At 72.5% G+C, this 18,527-nt stretch carries 20 protein-coding genes and 1 pseudogene; 9 read left to right on the top strand and 12 right to left on the bottom strand.

Annotated elements, in window-relative coordinates:
* A pseudogene (locus BMY04_RS22505) lies at positions 1-282 on the top strand (hypothetical protein); the annotation flags it as partial.
* Positions 283-312: 30 nt separating this feature from the next.
* Here BMY04_RS22505 and BMY04_RS19925 read toward each other — a convergent pair.
* From BMY04_RS19925 to BMY04_RS19905, 5 genes are all read right to left on the bottom strand, one after another.
* Positions 313-1,365 (bottom strand): PucR family transcriptional regulator, encoded by a 1,053-nt coding sequence (locus BMY04_RS19925; RefSeq protein ID WP_198410298.1) that lies wholly within the window; start codon positions 1,363-1,365, stop codon positions 313-315.
* Positions 1,366-1,497: 132 nt separating this feature from the next.
* Positions 1,498-1,944 (bottom strand): protein-tyrosine phosphatase family protein, encoded by a 447-nt coding sequence (locus BMY04_RS19920; protein ID WP_091185692.1) that lies wholly within the window; start codon positions 1,942-1,944, stop codon positions 1,498-1,500.
* Positions 1,945-1,983: 39 nt separating this feature from the next.
* Positions 1,984-3,621 (bottom strand): solute symporter family protein, encoded by a 1,638-nt coding sequence (locus BMY04_RS19915; RefSeq protein WP_170854237.1) that lies wholly within the window; start codon positions 3,619-3,621, stop codon positions 1,984-1,986.
* 4 nt (positions 3,622-3,625) lie between these two features.
* Positions 3,626-3,988 (bottom strand): DUF485 domain-containing protein, encoded by a 363-nt coding sequence (locus tag BMY04_RS19910; RefSeq protein WP_091185686.1) that lies wholly within the window; start codon positions 3,986-3,988, stop codon positions 3,626-3,628.
* Between the two features lie 272 nt (positions 3,989-4,260).
* Positions 4,261-5,064 carry an alpha/beta fold hydrolase gene (locus tag BMY04_RS19905; RefSeq protein ID WP_091185680.1) on the bottom strand — a complete coding sequence of 268 codons (804 nt, stop codon included), beginning with the start codon at positions 5,062-5,064 and terminating at the stop codon, positions 4,261-4,263.
* A 71-nt stretch (positions 5,065-5,135) separates the two neighbouring features.
* Between BMY04_RS19905 and BMY04_RS19900 the strand changes: the two genes are divergently transcribed.
* Positions 5,136-5,555 carry a MarR family winged helix-turn-helix transcriptional regulator gene (locus BMY04_RS19900; protein ID WP_091185822.1) on the top strand — a complete coding sequence of 140 codons (420 nt, stop codon included), beginning with the start codon at positions 5,136-5,138 and terminating at the stop codon, positions 5,553-5,555.
* 167 nt (positions 5,556-5,722) lie between these two features.
* Here BMY04_RS19900 and BMY04_RS19895 read toward each other — a convergent pair whose 3' ends face one another.
* From BMY04_RS19895 to BMY04_RS22495, 5 genes are all read right to left on the bottom strand, one after another.
* A complete protein-coding gene (locus BMY04_RS19895; protein ID WP_091185676.1) occupies positions 5,723-6,667 on the bottom strand; it encodes a DUF808 domain-containing protein in 945 nt (314 codons plus the stop codon).
* 97 nt (positions 6,668-6,764) lie between these two features.
* Positions 6,765-7,454: a M23 family metallopeptidase gene (locus BMY04_RS19890; RefSeq protein WP_232506531.1), complete on the bottom strand. Its 690-nt coding sequence runs from the start codon at positions 7,452-7,454 to the stop codon at positions 6,765-6,767.
* Positions 7,433-9,103 carry a glycoside hydrolase family 31 protein gene (locus tag BMY04_RS19885; protein WP_232506530.1) on the bottom strand — a complete coding sequence of 557 codons (1,671 nt, stop codon included), beginning with the start codon at positions 9,101-9,103 and terminating at the stop codon, positions 7,433-7,435. Before BMY04_RS19885 ends, BMY04_RS19890 begins: the two co-directional genes overlap by 22 nt.
* Positions 9,104-9,183: 80 nt before the next feature.
* Positions 9,184-10,311: a mandelate racemase/muconate lactonizing enzyme family protein gene (locus BMY04_RS19880; protein WP_091185673.1), complete on the bottom strand. Its 1,128-nt coding sequence runs from the start codon at positions 10,309-10,311 to the stop codon at positions 9,184-9,186.
* Positions 10,311-11,345: a hypothetical protein gene (locus BMY04_RS22495; RefSeq protein WP_170854236.1), complete on the bottom strand. Its 1,035-nt coding sequence runs from the start codon at positions 11,343-11,345 to the stop codon at positions 10,311-10,313. Before BMY04_RS22495 ends, BMY04_RS19880 begins: the two co-directional genes overlap by 1 nt.
* An 81-nt stretch (positions 11,346-11,426) precedes the next feature.
* Here BMY04_RS22495 and BMY04_RS22490 point away from each other — a divergent pair, with 81 nt between their 5' ends.
* Positions 11,427-12,314: a TIGR03619 family F420-dependent LLM class oxidoreductase gene (locus BMY04_RS22490; RefSeq protein WP_170854235.1), complete on the top strand. Its 888-nt coding sequence runs from the start codon at positions 11,427-11,429 to the stop codon at positions 12,312-12,314.
* On the opposite strand, the gene BMY04_RS19865 is transcribed toward BMY04_RS22490, so the two are convergent.
* On the bottom strand, positions 12,311-12,622 hold the full coding sequence (locus tag BMY04_RS19865; protein WP_091185661.1) for an EthD family reductase: 312 nt from the start codon (positions 12,620-12,622) through the stop codon (positions 12,311-12,313). The two genes, BMY04_RS22490 and BMY04_RS19865, sit on opposite strands and share 4 nt — an antisense overlap.
* Positions 12,623-12,758: 136 nt before the next feature.
* On the opposite strand from BMY04_RS19865, the gene BMY04_RS19860 reads away from it, so the two are divergent.
* A complete protein-coding gene (locus tag BMY04_RS19860) occupies positions 12,759-12,956 on the top strand; it encodes a ribbon-helix-helix protein, CopG family (RefSeq protein ID WP_091185657.1) in 198 nt (65 codons plus the stop codon).
* A gap of 91 nt (positions 12,957-13,047) precedes the next feature.
* Positions 13,048-13,398, top strand: a complete 351-nt coding sequence (locus BMY04_RS19855) for a type II toxin-antitoxin system death-on-curing family toxin (protein ID WP_198410297.1) — start codon at positions 13,048-13,050, stop codon at positions 13,396-13,398.
* Positions 13,399-13,518: 120 nt separating this feature from the next.
* Here BMY04_RS19855 and BMY04_RS19850 read toward each other — a convergent pair whose 3' ends face one another.
* Positions 13,519-14,682 carry a DUF6884 domain-containing protein gene (locus tag BMY04_RS19850; protein ID WP_198410296.1) on the bottom strand — a complete coding sequence of 388 codons (1,164 nt, stop codon included), beginning with the start codon at positions 14,680-14,682 and terminating at the stop codon, positions 13,519-13,521.
* A gap of 167 nt (positions 14,683-14,849) precedes the next feature.
* Between BMY04_RS19850 and BMY04_RS19845 the strand changes: the two genes are divergently transcribed.
* The 4 genes from BMY04_RS19845 (at position 14,850) to BMY04_RS19830 (ending at position 18,443) form a co-directional block, all read left to right on the top strand.
* On the top strand, positions 14,850-15,494 hold the full coding sequence (locus BMY04_RS19845) for a calcium-binding protein (RefSeq protein WP_091185650.1): 645 nt from the start codon (positions 14,850-14,852) through the stop codon (positions 15,492-15,494).
* Between the two features lie 149 nt (positions 15,495-15,643).
* Positions 15,644-16,354: a hypothetical protein gene (locus BMY04_RS19840; RefSeq protein WP_091185646.1), complete on the top strand. Its 711-nt coding sequence runs from the start codon at positions 15,644-15,646 to the stop codon at positions 16,352-16,354.
* Between the two features lie 29 nt (positions 16,355-16,383).
* A complete protein-coding gene (locus tag BMY04_RS19835; RefSeq protein ID WP_091185644.1) occupies positions 16,384-17,043 on the top strand; it encodes a response regulator transcription factor in 660 nt (219 codons plus the stop codon).
* On the top strand, positions 17,043-18,443 hold the full coding sequence (locus tag BMY04_RS19830) for a sensor histidine kinase (protein ID WP_091185641.1): 1,401 nt from the start codon (positions 17,043-17,045) through the stop codon (positions 18,441-18,443). The genes BMY04_RS19835 and BMY04_RS19830 overlap by 1 nt, the downstream gene beginning before the upstream one ends.
* The last annotated feature ends 84 nt before the right edge of the window (positions 18,444-18,527 follow it).

Below are 18,527 nucleotides of genomic sequence, written 5' to 3'. Positions count from 1 at the left end.
GCGACGTCGTGCCCGCCGCCGCGGCACAACTTCACGTCGATCCCGCGGATCCGGTCGGAGGCTCCGGCGTTCGACCTGCACCACCCCGAGGTCGCGCTGTCGGAGTACGGCGACGAGGAGAGCCTGAAGGACACGGCCGTCGACGCCGCGCAGGACGACGGCCGTCGCAACCTGCTCGAGGCCCGCGTCGAGGAGCGCTCAGATGACCGTGTGGACGACCAGGAGGACGTCCACCCGAACGTCTCGCCGAAGGCGCCCCCCGGGCAGGACGAGCGGGGCTGACGCTCCCGGCTCGCCGTCGGCCGGCGGCGCTCAGCGCGCGGCGCGGTAGGCGGCGAGCCAGAGGGCGAGCTGGAGGTCGGTGCGCGTCCGGCCGTCGCGCAGGTCGACCCCGGTGAGCTCCTCGACGCGGTCGAGCCGGTAGTAGAGCGTCGTGCGGTGCACGTGGAGCTGCTCGGCGGCGGCGGCGACGTCACCGCCGAGGTCGAGCACCGTACGGGCCGTGCTCATCAGCTCCGGCCTCGGCAGCCGCGCGAGGGTCTCGGCGGCCGGGTGCACGGTGGCGACCCTGAGGTCGTCCGGCGCCTCGACGACGAGGCGCCAGGCGCCGAGGGCGTCCCAGGATGGTGGCGAGAGCCGGGCGCCGGCGCGGAGGGCGGCCTGCGTGACGATGGCCCGGCGCACCGCCTCGGCCAGCTCGGCCACCGGCAGCGGAGCCCCGCTCGTCGCGGGCTGCGGCCGTGCTCCGGCGACGTGGACGCGCAGCCCGTCCGGCAGCGTCCACCCGCCCCGACGCGTGCCGGCGTCGACCTGGACCCGGGCGTCGGGCGGCAGCCGTTCGAGCCGGAGCAGGTCGCGGGCGGCCTCCGGGTCGGGCCCGCCCAGGAGCAGCCGCAGCAGCTGGTCGCGGCGGCGCGCGACGTCGCGGCGGGACACCTCGACGCGGGCCAGCACCTCCGCCGCCCGCTCGGCGCAGGCGACGATGGCCGCGAAGTCGTCGGGCGTCACGCGCTCGTCCGGGTCGAGCACCCACAGCAGGCCGAGGAGCTGGTCGCCGGCGTGCACCGGCATCACCCACCGCGCCCACATGTCGAGCTCGGGGATGCCGGGCGTCCGCACGGGTGCGACGGCCCGCGCGAGGTCGAAGCTGCGCACGGCGCGGGCCACCTCGGCGTCGACGCGCCGGTTGAGGATCGTGCGGACGCGGGTGCCGTCGACCGGTCCGCGGGTGGCCCACCAGACCGGGCGCTCGCGCTCGTCCTCGACCAGCACGGACAGGTCGAGCCGCGCGGCGAGCCGGTCGACGGCGTGCTGGACGTCGTCGTGGCCGTCCGGCTCCGGGGCCGCCTCGACCGTGGTGTCCATGAGGCGGCAGCCTAGGGGGGCCTCGACCGCTCGTCGGCGGTCGCCCAGCCGTGCATCTCACGACATCGTGAAATGCACGTACTGAGCCAGCTCTGCAGGGTGGGACAAGGGCCCGCAAGGTGGGCTGAGACGTCAGCAGCGCCTGGTCGAGGTCGGCAGAGCCGCCACGTGCCGCAGCCAACGCCGCTGCCAGGGCGTCTCGACCGCCCGGGGATGGTGGGCGCACCGGACCCAGGCCACGGCGTCGTCGGGCGCGAGCCCGTCGAGCACGGCCAGCGCGGCGAGCGCCGTCCCGGTCCGGCCCACCCCGCCCCAGCACGCCACCTCCACCCGCCGACCGCGCCGGGCCAGGGCGTACGCCTCGGCCAACGCGTCGAGGGCGTCGTCGCGATCGAGCGGCAGGCCGAAGTCCGGCCAGCGCAGCCGCCGGTACGTCCACGCCGGGGGAGCGCCGCGTCCGAGGACGAGCGTGAGGTCGGCGGGTCCGAGGTCGTTCCGCAGGGGGCGACCACGGACGAACGCCCCGCCGGGCAGCGCGAGCACGCCCGGCGAGGCGCTGGTCCAGGGCACGGCGCTCACGGGGAGCGGTGTCCGGTCGAGATCTGTCCGCGGGCGGACCTAGTGCGCGACCGCCTTCTCGGCCCCCGCGCCGGTGAGCGAGCGGACCTCGAGCTCGTCGTAGCGGCGCTGGCTCGCGTCGTCCTTGCTCACGAGCGTGCCGATGATGCCGCAGAGGAAGCCGATCGGGATCGACACGAGGCCCGGGTTGCGCAGCGGGAACCAGGCGAAGTCCGCGTTCGGGAAGAGCGACGTGGCGGTCCCCGAGCCGACCGGGGAGAAGACCACGAGCACGACCGCGGCGATCAGGCCGCCGTAGATGCTCGCCGTCGCCCCGGCGGTGTTGAAGCGCCGCCAGAACAGGTTGAACAGCAGCGCCGGGAGGTTCGCCGACGCGGCGACCGCGAAGGCCAGGGCCACGAGGAACGCGATGTTCAGCCGCTGCGCCGGGATCGCGAGCGCGATGGCGACGGCGCCGATGCCGAAGGCCGCGATCCGGACCACGATCATCTCGCTGCGCTCGGACGCCCGGCCCTTCTTGATCACGCTGGCGTAGATGTCGTGCGCGACCGACGACGCCGAGGTCAGCGTGAGCCCGGCGACCACCGCGAGGATGGTGGCGAAGGCGACGGCCGAGATCAGCGCGAGCAGCACCGCACCGCCGAGGGTGTCCTCGCCCCCGCCGACCGCCTGCGCGAGCAGCGGGGAGGCCGCGTTGCCCGACGAGGTGGCGATCGGGCTGCCCTTGCCCGTGTCGACGAGCGCCGCGGCGCCGAAGCCCAGCACGAGCGTCATCAGGTAGAACGCGCCGATGAGGCCGATCGCCCAGAGCACCGACTTGCGGGCGGCCTGCGCGGTCGGGGTCGTGTAGAAGCGGATGAGGATGTGCGGCAGCCCGGCGGTGCCGAGCACCAGCGCCAGGCCGAGCGACAGGAAGTCGAACTTGCCGACGAGGTCCTTGCCGTAGAGCTGGCCCGGCTGCAGGAACGCCTCGCCCTTGCCCGACTTCTCCGCGGCGGCGCCGAGGAGCTCGGAGAGGTTGAAGTGGAACTGCGCCAGCACGAGGATCGTGATCAGCAGCGTGCCGATCATGAGCAGCACGGCCTTGACGATCTGCACCCAGGTGGTGCCCTTCATGCCGCCGAGCGTCACGTAGACGATCATCAGCACGCCGACGCCGATGATCACGAGGTTCTTGACGCCGGGGCTGCTGACGCCGAGCAGCAGGCCGACGAGGCTGCCGGCGCCGACCATCTGCGCGAGCAGGTAGAAGATCGACACGACGATCGTCGACGACGCCGCCGCGGTCCGTACGGGCACCTGGCGCATCCGGAACGCGAGCTGGTCGGCCATCGTGTAGCGCCCGGAGTTGCGCAGCAGCTCGGCCACGAGCAGCAGCGCGACGAGCCAGGCGACGAGGAAGCCGATGGAGTAGAGGAAGCCGTCGTAGCCGTAGAGGGCGATCGAGCCGGAGATGCCGAGGAACGAGGCGGCCGACATGTAGTCGCCGCCGATGGCGAGGCCGTTCTGGAAGCCGGTGAACGAGCGTCCGCCGGCGTAGTAGTCGGCGGCGCTCTTGTTCTGGCGCGACGCCCAGAAGGTGATGCCGAGCGTCACCGCGACGACGGCGAGGAACAGCGCGATGGTGAGGCCGCGGTTGTCGCCGGCGGCGAGCGGGGTCAGCAGCGTGGTGAGCACCAGGTCACCGCCCCGTCTCGGACTCGAAGCGCTCGCGCAGCGGCGTCGACACCGGGTCGAGCTCGCGGCTCGCGTGGCGGGAGTAGAGCGCGGCGATGACGAAGGTCGACACGAACTGCAGCAGGCCGAAGACGACCGCGACGTTGATGTGACCGACCACCGGGGTGTCCATGAAGCCGCGCGCCCAGTTGTTGCAGACGACGTAGGTCACGTACCAGACCAGGAACGCGACCGTCGCCGGCACGGCGAAGCGGCGGTAGCGCCGCCGCAGCTCCGCGAAGCCGGGATCGGCCGCCAGGTCGGCGTACGCCTGCTCGTCGCTCTTGCCCTGCTGGCCGGTGCTGGGCCGGCGTCGCGTGCGTGCCATCGGGGACCTCCGTTGGTCGGTGATGGCAGCAGACCATAGCGGGCACTGGTCTGGCGCGCGGTGAGGCGCGACGATCGGTACGGGAACGTTCCCTGTGAGCGCCGGCGCAGACGCTCCCTGATCTCGTCGAAGGGCCGGGTACGCCCCCTGATCTCGTCGAAGGGCCCGGTACGCCCCCTGAGCTTGTCGAAGGGCCGGGTACGCCCCCTGAGCTTGTCGAAGGGCCTCGAAGAGGTGGGCGTCTCTCCAACCCCCGCGCCGCCCGTGCGACCTCAGGCCTCCAGCAGGGAGAGCAGCGCCTCCGGGGACTCGATCTGCGGCAGGTGCCCGGTCTCGGGCAGGAGCACGAACCGTGCGCCCGGGATGAGCGCGGCGTACGCCCGCGCGACCTCGGCGTCGACGATGCGGTCCGCCTCGCCTGCCACGACCAGGGTCGGGACCGTGATCCGCCCGAGCCGCCCGACGAGGGTCGGGTCCGTCATCGACGCGCCTCCGTAGACGGCGAGGGCGGCGCGGTTGCCCGGCATCGCCTCGCGCACCGCGGGCGGCAGCGTGGCGAGGTCGAGCCGGAAGCGGTCGGGGTCGTGATAGCTCAGCTCGGCGACCTCGTCGAGGGTCAGCGCGAAGAAGTCGGCCGGCCGGTGGTCGGCGATCTCGAGCCCGACGGCCCCGACCAGGGTGAGGTCGCGCCAGCGGTGGGCGCCGGCGCTGCCGCCGACCAGGGCGGCGAGCTCGGCGGCGACCCAGCCGCCGACGGAGTTGCCGACGACGCTGAGGTCGTGGAGGTCGAGGTGCTCGACGAGCGCCGCGTACGCCGCCGCGAGCCCCCGCGCGTCGTGCAGCGCGTCCGGGCGAGGCGTGCCCGCGAACCCGGGGTGCACGGGCGTGAGCACCCGGACGCCGAGACGTTCCGCGAGCAGGTGGGAGAAGGCCGCTACCGACTGCGGCCCGGCGCCGCCGTGGAGCACGAGGAACGGCCGCCCCTCGCCCTGCTCGTCGACGGTCAGGGGCACACGGCCGACGCCCTCGACGGTCAGCTCGTAGGTGGTCCGGGTGGGGCTGGTCTGCACGTCCATGGTTCTCCTCAGGTCCTTTACCTAAGGAACCTTATATCAGGGTCCTTCGTCGAACCCGTAGAGTGCTGTTCGTGCCCGCGTCGCTCCAGGAGGTCGGTCTCGCCGTCAAGCGGCTGCAGTGGCGCCACCACCGGACCGCCAACGCCCGGCTGGCCGCGGTCGGGCTGTCACTGGTGCAGTGGGACGTGCTCCGGCACCTCCACGAGCGGCCTGAGGCGTCGCTCCACGAGCTGGCGCAGCTGACGTTCCAGACCGACCAGTCGATGGGGGCGCTCGCCGGGCGGATGGTCGACCGGGAGCTCCTCGAGCGGGTGGCCGGTGCCGGCCGTGCGGTGCGGCACCGCATCACCGAGCGCGGCGACGAGGCGCGTCGGGCGGGCAGCGACGTCCTCGACGGCGTCTTGCAGGAGTCCTTCGGCGGGCTGACCCCCGCGCAGCTCGAGCAGCTGCACACCCTGCTGACCCTGGCGAACGGCGCCGAGGTTCCCTGAGCCCGAACGCTCCCGAGCCTGTCGAGAGGCCGAACGGCCCCTGAGCCTGTCGAAGGGCCGAACGCTCCTTGAGCCTGTCGAAGGGTCGAACGCTCCCTGAGCCTGTCGAAGGGCCTCGAAGAGGTCGGCGCATCAAGCACCCTTGGAACCGCGGGCAGCGCCACCCACTAGTGCTGCTCGGCGCCCTTGCGCTTCGGGAGGAGGTGCAGGACCCCCACGACCACGGCCCCCACGACGACGCCGATGACGGCCGAGGCGAGCGTGTTGACGAGCCAGGCGAGCACCCCGCCGACGCCGGGCACGCCGTGCACGGCCTCCTCGGCGTGGTGCACGAGCGCGTACGGGCCGTGCCACCCGAGCTCGTCGGCGCCGACCAGCAGGATGTGGCCGCCGACCCAGAGCATGGCGATCATGCCCACCGTCGAGAGCACGGCCAGGAGCTTGGGCATGCCGCGCACCAGCAGGTCCCCGACCCGGCGGGCAGACTCCGACGGGCGACGGGTGAGGTGCAGGCCGACGTCGTCCATCTTGACGATCAGCGCGACCACGCCGTACACGAGCGCGGTGATGGCGATGCCGACGACGACGAGGATCACCGCCCGCGCCAGCAGGCCCTCCTCGGCCACCTCGTTGAGCGAGATGACCATGATCTCGGCGGACAGGATGAAGTCGGTGCGGATGGCCCCGCTGACCATCGCCTTCTCCTGGTCGGGCCCCTGCGCGGACGCGGGCGTCTCCTCCTTCGCCGGGTGGTGGCCGCTGACCTTCTCCCAGATCTTCTCCGCGCCCTCGAAGGAGAGGTAGACGCCGCCGACCATGAGGATCGGCGTCAGCGCCCTTGGCAGGAACTGGCTCAGCAGCAGGATGGCCGGGAGGATGATCACCAGCTTGTTGCGCAGCGAGCCGAGCGCGATCTTCCTGATCATCGGCAGCTCGCGGTCGGCGGTGAAGCCGGTGACGTAGCGCGGGGTGACCGCGGTGTCGTCGACCACCACGCCCGCGGCCTTGGCGCTCGCGCGGCCGGCCGCCGCCCCGACGTCGTCCACGGAGGCTGCGGCCATCCGGGCCAGCGCGGCCACGTCGTCCAGCAGGGCCGCCAGGCCGCCGCTCATCGGCCGGGTGCCGCTCGCTCGATCATGGCGGAACGCTAGCCGCTCCACGGGCCTGACGGGCTGTGCTTAGCCCGCCGAAGGAGCGCCCGGGTCGACCTCAGCCGAGACGCTCGACCGCCGAACCGTCGGCCGGCAGACCCTGCCGCCGGTCCAGGCCAGGACCGCGACGCGGCTCCTCGCGGAAGTCGCGGAACGTGACCGGCACGCCCTGGGAACGGGTGACGTCGAGCCCGTCGTTGACCTGCAGGTGCACGTGCGGCTGCGTGCTGTTGCCCGAGCTGCCGCAGAGGCCGACGACGTCGTCGAGGCGTACGCGCTCGCCGACCTGGACCCGTACGGACCCCTGTCGCAGGTGCACGAGGAACACGAAGGCCCGCCCGCCGGGCAGGGCGATGCCGACGTGGTTGCCGGCCAGTGCCGCCGGTCCCTGCCGAGCCCGCGCGGCCTGGGTCCAGAGGTAGGGGAACGCGCTGACGCCGCGCCTCGCCGCGTGGTCGGCCTCGCCGTCGTGGGACGCCACGACCTCACCCCCGACCGGCGCGAGCACCGGCCGACCGAACCCGAAGAACCGCTCGTTCGGCTCCGTCGCGAGCACCGTGCGCCAGTCGACGCGGTCGGCGGTCGCCCGCCCGGGGCCGACCCCGACGAAGTCGATCGCGTACGTGCTGCCGAGCAGGTCGGTGCCGTGGCTCGGGACCCGTCGGGCGGGGCTGTTCTGCACGAGCCAGCGGCCGGTGAAGGGCAGCGGCAGCACGACGCCCGACGTCATCCGACCCGGCGCCACCACGGCAGCGAGCCCAGGTCGACCTCGACGTCGAGCTCGGCGGGACCGTCGACGACCAGACCGTCCTCGGCCTGCCAGCGCCCGGGCGGGAGCCGGACGTGCCGCCGCCGGGCGCCGGGCTCCAGCACCGGCGCCACGAGCAGGTCCTCCCCGAGCAGGAACTCGTCGCCGACCCGCTCGTAGCCAGGGTGGTGGAAGGCCAGCGGGCGCAGGACCGGGTCGCCGGTGGTGGCGGCGTCCTCGACCAGGGCGAGGATCTCGGGCAGCAGCCGCTCCCGCAGGGCGAGCGCCTCGCGCACGCGGCGCAGGTGCTCGGCGTCGAGGACGCGCCACGGCGCGAGCGAGAACTGCACCATCGGCATCAGCACCGACGCCTGCGCCCACCGCACGAACAGCTCCTGGTCCAGCGCGTGACCGCTGCCGAACTCCCCGCCGAACCCGCCCAGCTCGCCGCCGCCGACCATGTCCGGGCAGCCGAAGGCGTGCCCGATCAGGCCCTGCGCCACGACCTCGGGGATGAGCGAGCCCAGCCCGTCCGTGCCCCAGGTCGGCTGCTTGTCGTGCAGGCGCTGGGCGAGCGGCTGGCCGCCGGCCCGCCAGCAGGCCCGCAGCTCGTTGAACTCAAGCTCGGCGGCGAACCGCGCCCACGCCTCTGTCTGCTGGGTCGGCACCAGCGGGCCGGTCCCGGCGTGCGTGGCGTCGGTGCTGCGGTAGTCGCGCAGGTCGCCGGCGTCCAGCTTGAAGCCGTCGACCCCGTACGCCTCCCGCAGCTCGCCGAGGCGGTCGCGGAGCCAGCCGACCGCGTCGGGGTGGGTGAGGTCGAGGACGGTGCTGAAGCCGTTCCACCACTCGCGGACCGCGGGCCGGCCGTCCGGGTCACGGACGAGCCAGCCCTTCCCGGCCAGGAAGCGCGAGTTCGCGCTGTCCGGGCTGACGAAGGGGACCAGCCAGACCATGACGGCGAAGCCCCAGTCGTGCAGCTGGGCGGTCATCGCGGCCGGGTCACCGAAGCGCGTCGGGTCGAAGCGCCAGTCGCCGTAGTCCTCCGACCACCGGTCGTCGATCATCAGCAGCCCGGGCGGGAAGCCGGCGTCGAGCACCCCCCGCGCGTACGCGAGCACGCCCTCCTGCGTCGGGAGGTACGGCATCTCGATCCAGGTGTTGTACTGCGGCGCGCTGAACATCAGCCGGTCCGGCGTCCGCCCGCTCGCCGGGAAGTGCTCGCGCGCCGCCTCCCGGAACGCGTCCGCGAGCGACGCCCCCTGACCCTCTCCCGACGACGCCCCCTGAGCCCCTCCCGACGACGCTCCCTGAGCCTCTGCCGACGACGCTCCCTGAGCCCCTCCCGACGACGCTCCCTGAGCCTCTGCCGACGACGCTCCCTGAGCCTGTCGAAGGGCTGCAGCCTCGTCCACCTCCAGCCCGCCCGCACCGTCGAAGGCGAACGTGAACGGTTCGTCGGACCAGACGTACCGGCCGTGGCTGGAGACGAGCAGGGGGGCGGACTGGTTCGCGCCGCCGGTCGGGTCGTCGAGGAACCCGGCGTTCGTCGCGAGCTCGCGCCGGTGCGGTTCGGCGCCGAACGGCATCCGCGTCCCGTCGGCGACCGCGCCGCCCCACCACCACTCGTCCGGCTCGACCTCGATGTGCACGGCGACATCCTGCCGTCGACCCTGGCCGGCCCTGGACCGGCTCCCGGGAAGTTGCCCTATGGCGGCCGCCCACGCTCGCGTCAGCCGTGCAGGCCGAACCGCAGCCCCGCGTCGGCGGGACGGACGTGCGGGCCGTCGGCCGGCAGCGCCTCGACCGCCAGCGGCGCACGGACGCCCGCCTCGTCGAAGCTCAGGCCGTTGCCGGGTGCGGTGCCGAGCAGGATGCGGCCGTCGTCGACGTCCCAGTCGGCGCTCACGCCGGCGGGCAGCGTGAAGCCCTGCACCTCGGTGAACGCGTGGTTGGGCACGGCCGTGGCCGCGGCGGCGAGGTGGCCGAAGAACCCGACCGGGCTCACGGGCAGGTCGTGCGCGGCCGCCAGGGTGGCGACGCGGAGGAAGTGGGTCACGCCCCACCCACCGGCGGCCTGCACGAGGTCGACGGCGCCGGCACGGAGGAGCGGGACGTACTGCTCGAGGCCGGTGAGGTTCTCCCCGGTCGCGACCGCCGCGCGGACCTGGCGCGAGACCGTCGCCAGCCCCTCGGCGTCCCAGCGGCGTACGGGCTCCTCCACCCAGGCCAGGTCGATCTCCTGCTCGAGCGCGCTCACGTAGCGCACGGCCTGCTTGGGGTTCCAGCTCTCGTTCGCGTCGAGGGCGAGCACGGGGTGGTCCACCCCCAGCGCGTCGCGCACCACCGCGAGCCGGCGCCGGTCGTCGTCGAGGTCGAGCCCGCCCTTCAGCTTGGCGCCCGTGAAGCCCGCCTCGGCGAAGCCGGTGTAGAGGCGGTGCAGCGCGTCGTCTTCCAGGCCGGCGTCCAGTCCCGACGCGTAGCCGCGCACCGCCCGGTCGCGGCCGCCGAGCAGCCGCCACAACGGTTCCCCGGCGGCCTTGGCCTTGAGGTCCCAGAGCGCCGCGTCGAGCGTCCCGATGGCGGCGAACACCGTCCCTGCGTGGCCGGCCTTGAACGTCCAGGCCAGCATCCGGTCGTACAGGGTGCTCACCGACCGCGGGTCCTCGCCCTCGACAGCCGGGAACACCGCGTCGACGAGGGTTCCCTGACCGATCGCGACGCCGGTGAGGCCCTCGTCGGTGTCGATGAGGACGACGGTCGCCGGGGTCTCGTCGCCCGGCATGACCCCGTTGACGTCACCGATCCGGCGGCCCCAGTCGAGGACCGTCGGGACGACGCGGAAGCCCGTGATCCTCATCAGTCCTCCGCCAGCGCGGCGGCCTGCGCGAGGTTGCGCTCGGCGGCCTCGCGGGTGCGCCGGCCCAGCCCGCACGCGGCCGCCACGTCGACCTGGAGGCCGACGAGGTCGTCCACCTGGTCGCGGATCCGGCGCTGGTCGGCCAGGTCCTGGCGCTCGTGGACGAACCCCGCCACGAGGTCGACGCCCACCGGCAGCTCGAGGTCCCGCAGCGGGGCGTAGTAGTCCGCCCGCACCGGGGCAGGCTGGTCCGCCGCCGCGAGCGGCGCGTGGACGTAGAGCAGCGGCCGTCCCTCCGGCCAGCGACGCGTGACGGCGTTGGCGAGGAGGACGAGCGGCGAGACGTCCTCCATCTCCGCGAGCGGGCGGTTGTTGAGATCGCCGACGCACAGGTGCACCCCGAACCGCGTCCCGGCCGGGCTGTTCCGCGCGATCCGCAGGATGCCCTCGGCGAGACGGGAGGCGACGACCGGCCGTACGCGGGCGGGTGCCTTGATCATCATGACGAGCTCGACCGGAACCTCGATCTGGAAGACGGTGTCGTCGCCGGCCGTCTCCTTGACCTCGCGCACCTCGCGCAGGGTCATCTCGGTGAACGCGCGCAGGTTGCGCAGGCCGTCGACCGGTCCGAGGGTGAAGAAGGCGGTGTCGAAGTCGCCCGGGACGCTCGCCTGGAACGGCAGGTCCGGGCGCCCGAGCTGCTCGCGCACCCGCTGCAGCGCGGGCAGGCTCTCGCGCGCGGCCTCGGCGTGGCCGTAGTCGAGGTTCGTTCCGTAGAGGCGGTGGCCCCGCCGGACCCGCAGCCGCGGCACGTCGTCGTAGTCGCGCCACGCGCCCGGCCGCACGACCTCCAGGTCGGGGTGCCCGTGCTGCTCGTCGCAGAGACCGGCGAGCCAGTCCTTCCGCGCCGTGCCCGTCTCCCCGTCCGGCATCGCCCGCAGCCGCCCGCCCAGGAGGCGCGCCGCCATGCCCATCGCGTCGTCCGCGTCCTGCGCGGGCAGGCTCCCCAGCAGGAGCACCTGTCGTCCGGTCATCGTCCGCCCTCCGTCGTCGAGGCTGATCCTGGCAGCACGCCCGCGAGGCCGTTACCGTGCGGGGGAGCGAGGAGGTGCACGGTGGACCTGGGCTTCGCGCTGCCGACGTTCGGCCGGCACGCCACGCGGACGGACACGGTGACGCTCGCGACGGCGGCCGAGGAGCTCGGCTACGACTCGCTCTGGGTCTCGGAGCACCTGGTCGTGCCCGCCGACCTGTTCGACCCCTTCGGGCAGACGTTCGACGCCCTCACCACGCTCGCCCACGTCGCCGCCGTCACCGAGCGCGTACGGCTCGGCACGTCCGTCCTGATCCTGCCGCTGCACGATCCGGTCCTGCTCGCCAAGCAGGCGGCAACGCTGCACGTGCTCAGCGGCCGACGGTTCCGGCTCGGCGTCGGCGTCGGGTGGCTGGAGGAGGAGTTCGGCGTCGTCGGCGCGGACTTCGCCGGACGGGCCGCCGTCATGGAGCACCACCTGGGCGTGCTGACCTACCTGCTCGGCGGTGGTTCCGGGTCGGACCGCGAACCGCCCGACGGCTTCCCGCCCGTGCCCTTCGCCCCCGCGGTCGAGACGCCGCTCCCGCTCCTGCTCGGCGGCCACGCCCCCGCGGCCCTGCGTCGCGCGGCCCGATGGGGCGACGGCTGGCACGGCGTCTGGCTCGAGCCGGACGAGGTGCCGCGCCACGTCGCCGCGACCCGCGGGGCGAGCGGTCGGCCGAACTTCTCCGTGAGCCTGCGCGTCGAGCTCCTGATCGACGACGGCGGCACCGCCGAGCACGCCGGCCGCGGGCTCATCGGTCCCGAGGCGATGATCACTGACAAGCTCGAGCGGTACGCGGCCGCCGGCGTCGACGAGCTGGTCGTCGACTTCATGGACCAGGACCATGGCGGCGTCCCGGACCTGCCCGTCATGCTCGAGCAGCTCGGCCGGCTGCGGGCCCTGGTCCCGACGAGCGCCTCCGCCTAGGACGACTCCTCGACGTCGAAGAAGATCGCCTTGAACCCGGCCGTCCCGAGCCGCTGCACGTCCCCGAACCACGCGCCCGCCTCGGGCGTCGTCACCGCCGCGCTGGCCGCGTCGTAGTCGGTGAAGTAGAGGTCGACGATCCGGTACGCCGGCGTCGGCGAGCCGTCCTCCTTCGGCCACACCTTCGCCGCCTCAAGCCGCTGCAGACCGGGCAGCGCGCGAGCGAGGTCGAGGTGGCCGCGGTAGCCCTCCTCGAACGCCTCCGGGTCGCTCGGGTTGTCGAACAGGACGGTGATCTTGGTGGGCATGGGGCTCCTCCAGCGGCTGTTGAGGATGACGGCCGAGATGACGTCACTCGCACGGTAGCGACGAGACGGCCACGCTGACCAGATCTCCCCCGAGCTACCCGAAGACCCAGCGGTATCACGCGATACCATCGACTGCATGGCGATGACGTTGAGGCTCACCGACGACGAGACCGAGGCGCTCCGCCGCAAGGCCGCTGAGGAGGGCCGCTCGATGCAGGACGTGGCGCGCGCGGCGATCAACCGCTACACCACTGACGAGGATGCGCAGTTCCGCACGATGGTGGCATCCATCGTCGACCGCGATCGGGAGCTGCTCGACCGACTCGCGCAGTGACGTGTCCACGCCTGATCGCGTCTGCTGCTGCCCTCCGCTTCCTCGCCATTGGTGAGCGCGAATGATCAGGTACCTTTCCCTCCGGCAGGCCATGATCATTGCGCAGGCCGCAGTAGGTGATGACGTGAAAGTGGCCGATCCTGGACTGCTTGCCTCAGCCCTTGCACGACCGGCGATGTCGGTCTTCGGAGACGACGCCTACCCGAGCCTTGCCAGGAAGGCCGCCGCGCTGATCGAGTCGTTGGCCCGCAACCACACGTTGGTCGACGGCAACAAGCGGCTCGCCTGGACCTCAATGGTCGCGTTTCTGCGCATCAACGACGTCGACCTGGTGTACGGCTCCGTGGACGAGGCAGAGCGGTTCGTCCTCGCGGTCACGGCTGACCATCTGGAGTTGGACCAGATCGAGGCGTGGATCGCCGACCGGATCAATCCCCTCTGAGATGCCGCCGACTACTTCCACCCGCTCTCGACCAGCGGATTGCCTCTGGGTGGGCTAGGTACAGCGAGGTCGAGTAGCGCTTGCGGAGCTCGGTCAGTCGAGCTCGAAGCGGGGTCCTGCTCATCTTCGCCAGGTTGAGCGGAGGATCCAGCTGTTCAAGGACGGCCGTCTCGGCTGCGTCCAACGTTGCTGGGTCGGCCACGGGCAGTGCGACCACCCGGAGTGGTCGTGCATCCAGGCCGTGAGCGCCGGCTCGTCGATCGCGGGGTCGCCGCGCAGCTCGGCGAGCACTGCGCCAAGAGTGCGACGCAAGGTCGAGAAGGAGTGCCTCTTGCCGAGGTGCATCCCCACGAGCCGACCCCAGAGCGTGTTCTTCGCCGCCCCCGCGAGTCCGATGTAGATGAGCCCTGCATGCACGGGATGACGTAGTCCGCCCTCGAGGTCGGCAGCGCCAGTGTCGTCGACCCACCAGCTGTAGAGCCCGGGGACCAACAGGTGCTTCCGATCCAGCTCGCTAGGCCGTCGTGCTCGTCCGCGGTCGGCGAGTTGAGTGATCAGCGCCTCGAAGTCGACCGCCGGGTGCTCGGGTTTCTTGGCAGCCATGCGCCTGTACCACTGCTGACGTTCACCTTGCCGAAGCCCCAGCAGAGGATCGAGGACTGCGACGCCCCTAGCGGTCAATGGTCCCCGAACAGCGTCCACGTACGCGCGGCCGGCATGAACCTCGACGACGAGTCGGTCAAGCGGCCCCAGGACACTGCTGAGGCGCTCCACCACTTGCGTGCCCCACCGCTGACGGTAGGAGAGCGAGGTATTCGCCAGTCGGAGGTCGTAGGGCGCAATGGTGGTGTCGGGATCGATGAGGCCGTGTTCGGCCGAGAGGATGAACCACGGCTTGCCCAGCCCTTCGGCATGGGCACGCGCCTTGCGAAAGAGCGTCGAGGTGTAGAGATCGCGAGCCGCTGCGGGATGGTCGAGCTTGCTCTTGACGCAGCCGACGAGTACGACGTCGCCAGAACGAGTTTGTAGGTCAGGCGCGGCGCGCTGAATTGCTGGTGTGCCGGACGAGTCGTCCGTCCGCCGTAGGAAGGTCACAGACCTCCCGACCTGAACCTGGCTCGCACTGAAGCCGGACCACCCAGAGCGCTTTCCTCCCCAGAAGGCGCGGTGCTCGTAGGCGGAGGGAGGGAGTCCTCCCACCAGCTCGTCGAGCTCCTGCCAGCTCATCGTGACTTCGTCGTCGATCGATCTCAGCCGCTCGCGAAGCGGCGACCAGTCGGCCATCCGATGAGTGTGGCCCTGGCCGGACGAGAGCGCCAGGGTCGATGGTGCTGGATCAACCGCGGCGCCACCTGACAGGACTGTCATCTTCGTGACAGGGACGCGTCAGCGCTGCTCGATGAAGTAGGGGACGTCGGAGAGACCGACCGAGAACCTCAGGAGCAGCCGCCATGTCCGTCACCGCCCCCTTCGCCTCCCGCTTCAGCCCTCGTCTTGGCTCGCTCAAGCGCGTCACCGCCCTGACCGGCGCGGGCCTGCTCACCGCGGTCGGCCTCGCCTTCGCCGTCCCGACCTCCGCCTTGGCCGCGACGTACACCTGCAACGGCAAGGTCGCCACGATCGTCGGCACCGAGCGTTCCGACGACATCGAGGGCACGAGCGGCGACGACGTCATCGTCGGCCTCGGCGGCCACGACGAGATCGACGGCAACGGCGGCAACGACACCATCTGCGGCAACGCCGGCGACGACGAGATCGACGGCGGCTCCGGGAACGACTGGCTGCAGGGCAGCACCGGCAACGACGAGATCGACGGCGGCTCGGGCAACGACCGCGTCTTCGGCTCCTCCGGCGACGACGACCTCGAGGGCGGCAGCGGCAACGACCTGCTCGACGGCTACACCGGCAACGACCGCCTCGAGGGCGACAGCGGCAAGGACCGCCTCTACGGCAAGGCCGGCAACGACCTGCTCGAGGGCAACGGCGCCAGCGACAAGCTCTCCGGCGGCGCCGGCGACGACATCACGCGCCAGGGCAGCGCGTCCGACCGGGTCGAGGACCGCTGGGAGCGCCAGTACCGCGGCGACGACGACTGAGCCCGCGCTCCCTGAGCCTGTCGACGCTCTCTGAGCCTGTCGACGCGCCCTGAGCCTGTCGAAGGGCAGCGCGTCGCATGGGCGGGGCCGTCGGCGTGACGGTCCCGCTGGTGCGAACCCGGACAATGAACCCTCACGAGGAGGAACCGATGCCCACCGCCACGACCACCCGGCCGACCCGGCGCCGCCTGACCACGGCCGCCCTGGTCGCGCTCGGCGTCGCCGTACTGGCCGTCCTCGTGTGGCTGCTGACCCGGCCGGACCCGTCCGAGGCCGTCGCTCCCGTCGTCGTCGACGAGGTCAGCGCCGCACCGCCGGTCACCGGTGCCGCTGGAGGTCCCACCCAGGAGCAGGTCCAGGCGCTCACCCGCCTGAGCGGCGTCCTCGAGCGAGGAGGCGACACCGCCGAGTTCGTCCTCGACAACGTCGAGCTCGACTTCGGGCCCGACGCCTGGGTGATCACCGCGCCGGCTACGGCCGACTTCGACGGGGACGGTTCCACCGAACCTCTCCTCGCCGAGCTCGAGGGCCTCGTCGGCCAGGAGGTCGTCGCCAACGTCCGCCTCGACGAGGACGGCGACGACGCCGACGTCTTCGTGCTCAACGACCTCACCTACCGCGACAGCGCCGGCGGTACGCCGCCCTGGCAGCCCCCGGCCACCGACACCGCCGGGGTGTCCGCCGACGTCGTCCGCGCCAACGCGATCGACGCGGTCGGACCGGGCTCGCGGGTGACCGAGCTCGAGCGCGTACGCGCCGGGAACGTCGCCTGGGAAGCCACGGTGGTCGACGCCCAGGGCGCCGAGCACAACGTGCTGCTCGCCGCCGACGGCACCGTCCTCGACCAGCGGCGCGACTGAGTGCGCGAGACCGGGACGGGGGAGCAGGCGTGGCGCTGGTCGTCGTGATCGAGGACGAGGTCGGGATCTCCGACTTCGTCCGCCGTGGGCTGGAGTCGGCCGGCTTCACGGTCGTCGTGGCCGCGGACGGCCTGAGCGGCCTGCAGCTCGCGCAGCACGAGGACGTCGAGCTCGTCATCCTCGACCTCGGCCTGCCCGGCCTGCCCGGCGAGCAGGTGCTGACCCGGCTCCGCTCCGTACGCCCCGCGCTGCCGGTCATCGTCCTTACCGCCAAGGGCGCGGTCAGCGACCGCGTGACCAACCTCGAGGCCGGCGCGAACGACTACGTCGTCAAGCCGTTCAGCTTCAGCGAGCTGCTGGCCCGCGTCCGCGTCCAGCTCCGCCGGCCCGACCAGGCCTCGCCCGTGCTCCTCGAAGGTGGTGGCCTCACCCTCGACGTCCGCACGCGGGAGGTGCGCGTCGACGGCAAGACCGCGACGCTGTCCTCGCGGGAGTTCACGCTGCTGGAGGTGCTGCTGCGCCACCCCGGGCAGGTGCTGTCGCAGACGCAGCTGCTCGACCAGGTGTGGGGCTACGGCTTCGAGGGCGCGTCGAACGTGGTCGAGACCTACGTGCGCCACCTGCGCCGCAAGATCGGCGCGGACCGGATCCAGACCGTGCGCCGCGCCGGCTACCGGCTGGTGACCTGATGCGCGGGTCGCTGTTCCTCCGCATCGCGGCCATCGCACTCGCCACCTTGGCCGTGACGATGCTCGCTGCCGCCCTCCTGACCGCTCAGCTCATCCGGGTGGAGCAGCGCCAGGACCTCGACTCCGTCCTGCGCCGGGAGGTCAGCGCGCTGGCGCTCGGGCTCCCGGATCAGCTCTCCGCCGCTGCTGGCTCCGACGGGACCGCCGATGCGGCTCAGGTCGATCGGGCGGTTCAGCAGTACCTCGCGCTCCACCCCGGCAGCCAGCAGCACCTGACCGTCATCACCCTTGGTTCACGCACCGTCAGCACGCAGGACGGGCCGCCCGAGCTCGTCGAGCTGAACCGTTCGGGTGCGCTGCCGCCCGGGGTGGACGGACGGCTCCTCACGGTCTCGTCGGAGGCCGGACCTTTGCGTGTCCTCCGCACGCCCGTCGTCAGCCGGGGAGCACAGGTCGCCGTCGTGTCGGTGTACGGGCCGCTCGCGCCGGGCTTGGACCAGGCGAGGCAGGCGTTCGTCCGGATTGGGCTGGCCAGCGCCGCGGGCCTCGTCCTCGGTGGTGTGGTGCTGCTGCTCGCGCTGCGCAAAGCGCTCCGGCCGGTGCACGAGCTCGCAGACGCCGCGCGTTCGGTCGACCTGCGAGACCTCAGCAGCCGGGTGCCCGAGCCGGGTGGCCAGGACGAGGTCGCCGCAACGGCGGCGGAGTTCAACCGCATGCTCGACCGCATCCACGCGGACGAGCAGAAGCGCACCGAGCTCCTCGCCGCAATCTCCCACGAGCTGCGGACGCCGCTTGCCGTCGCCCGCGGTCACCTCGAGCTGCTCGAGACCCTCGGTCCGGCGGACGGCCAGACGGCCGCCGACACTGCGGCGGTCGCACGTCGCGAGCTGGATCGGCTCGGGCGCATCGTCGACGACCTGACGGCACTCAACGCGGGTGCGGACGGGACGGCCGTTGAGATCGGCCCGGTGTTCGCACCCGACGTGATCGACGCACTGCGCGACCGCGTCGCGGGCCTCGGCTATGCCGAGGTGGAAATCCTCGACGCCCCGCCGGTCGTCGCTTTGGGCGACGAGGACCGGCTGACGCAGGCGTTGCTGGCGCTGGTGGTGAACGCGCGAACTCACACTCCGCCCGGAACGCCAGTGCAGGTGCGGACGGAGGCCGTCGATGGCCACATCGAGTTCCGGGTCTCGGACACTGGACCCGGGCTCGCCCCCGAGGTTGTCGACCGCGCGTTCGAACCGTTCGTGACGACCAAGAACCTCGGCCCCGGCCGGACTGCCGGCTTGGGCCTGAGCGTGGTCAAGGCCGTGACCGAGGCCCAGGGCGGGACGCTGGAACTGCAGTCGGGCGCAGGTGGAACAGCGGGTGCTGTGCTATTGCCGCTGATCGATTAGTTGACCGCTGCAGCCGCTCCGAATACGTCCCGATCGATCTGGCGTGAAGGCTCGCTGTCCCTTTCCCGCCGGCAGTTGCCATCG

Source organism: Microlunatus flavus, assembly GCF_900110855.1.
Taxonomy (GTDB): domain Bacteria; phylum Actinomycetota; class Actinomycetes; order Propionibacteriales; family Propionibacteriaceae; genus Microlunatus; species Microlunatus flavus.
Note: the sequence above shows the minus strand (reverse complement) of the source record. Positions and strands in the feature narration are given on the sequence as shown.

What these genes read in the sequence shown, in the direction of transcription:
- BMY04_RS19925 (WP_198410298.1), bottom strand. Translation starts at nt 1,365, where the DNA reads ATGGACACCACGGTCGAGGCGGCCCCGGAGCCGGACGGCCACGACGAC.
- BMY04_RS19910 (WP_091185686.1), bottom strand. Translation starts at nt 3,988, where the DNA reads ATGGCACGCACGCGACGCCGGCCCAGCACCGGCCAGCAGGGCAAGAGC.
- BMY04_RS19905 (WP_091185680.1), bottom strand. Translation starts at nt 5,064, where the DNA reads ATGGACGTGCAGACCAGCCCCACCCGGACCACCTACGAGCTGACCGTC.
- BMY04_RS19895 (WP_091185676.1), bottom strand. Translation starts at nt 6,667, where the DNA reads ATGAGCGGCGGCCTGGCGGCCCTGCTGGACGACGTGGCCGCGCTGGCC.
- BMY04_RS19880 (WP_091185673.1), bottom strand. Translation starts at nt 10,311, where the DNA reads ATGAGGATCACGGGCTTCCGCGTCGTCCCGACGGTCCTCGACTGGGGC.
- BMY04_RS22495 (WP_170854236.1), bottom strand. Translation starts at nt 11,345, where the DNA reads ATGACCGGACGACAGGTGCTCCTGCTGGGGAGCCTGCCCGCGCAGGAC.
- BMY04_RS19865 (WP_091185661.1), bottom strand. Translation starts at nt 12,622, where the DNA reads ATGCCCACCAAGATCACCGTCCTGTTCGACAACCCGAGCGACCCGGAG.
- BMY04_RS19860 (WP_091185657.1), top strand. Translation starts at nt 12,759, where the DNA reads ATGGCGATGACGTTGAGGCTCACCGACGACGAGACCGAGGCGCTCCGC.
- BMY04_RS19855 (WP_198410297.1), top strand. Translation starts at nt 13,048, where the DNA reads ATGATCATTGCGCAGGCCGCAGTAGGTGATGACGTGAAAGTGGCCGAT.
- BMY04_RS19850 (WP_198410296.1), bottom strand. Translation starts at nt 14,682, where the DNA reads ATGGCCGACTGGTCGCCGCTTCGCGAGCGGCTGAGATCGATCGACGAC.
- BMY04_RS19845 (WP_091185650.1), top strand. Translation starts at nt 14,850, where the DNA reads ATGTCCGTCACCGCCCCCTTCGCCTCCCGCTTCAGCCCTCGTCTTGGC.
- BMY04_RS19840 (WP_091185646.1), top strand. Translation starts at nt 15,644, where the DNA reads ATGCCCACCGCCACGACCACCCGGCCGACCCGGCGCCGCCTGACCACG.
- BMY04_RS19830 (WP_091185641.1), top strand. Translation starts at nt 17,043, where the DNA reads ATGCGCGGGTCGCTGTTCCTCCGCATCGCGGCCATCGCACTCGCCACC.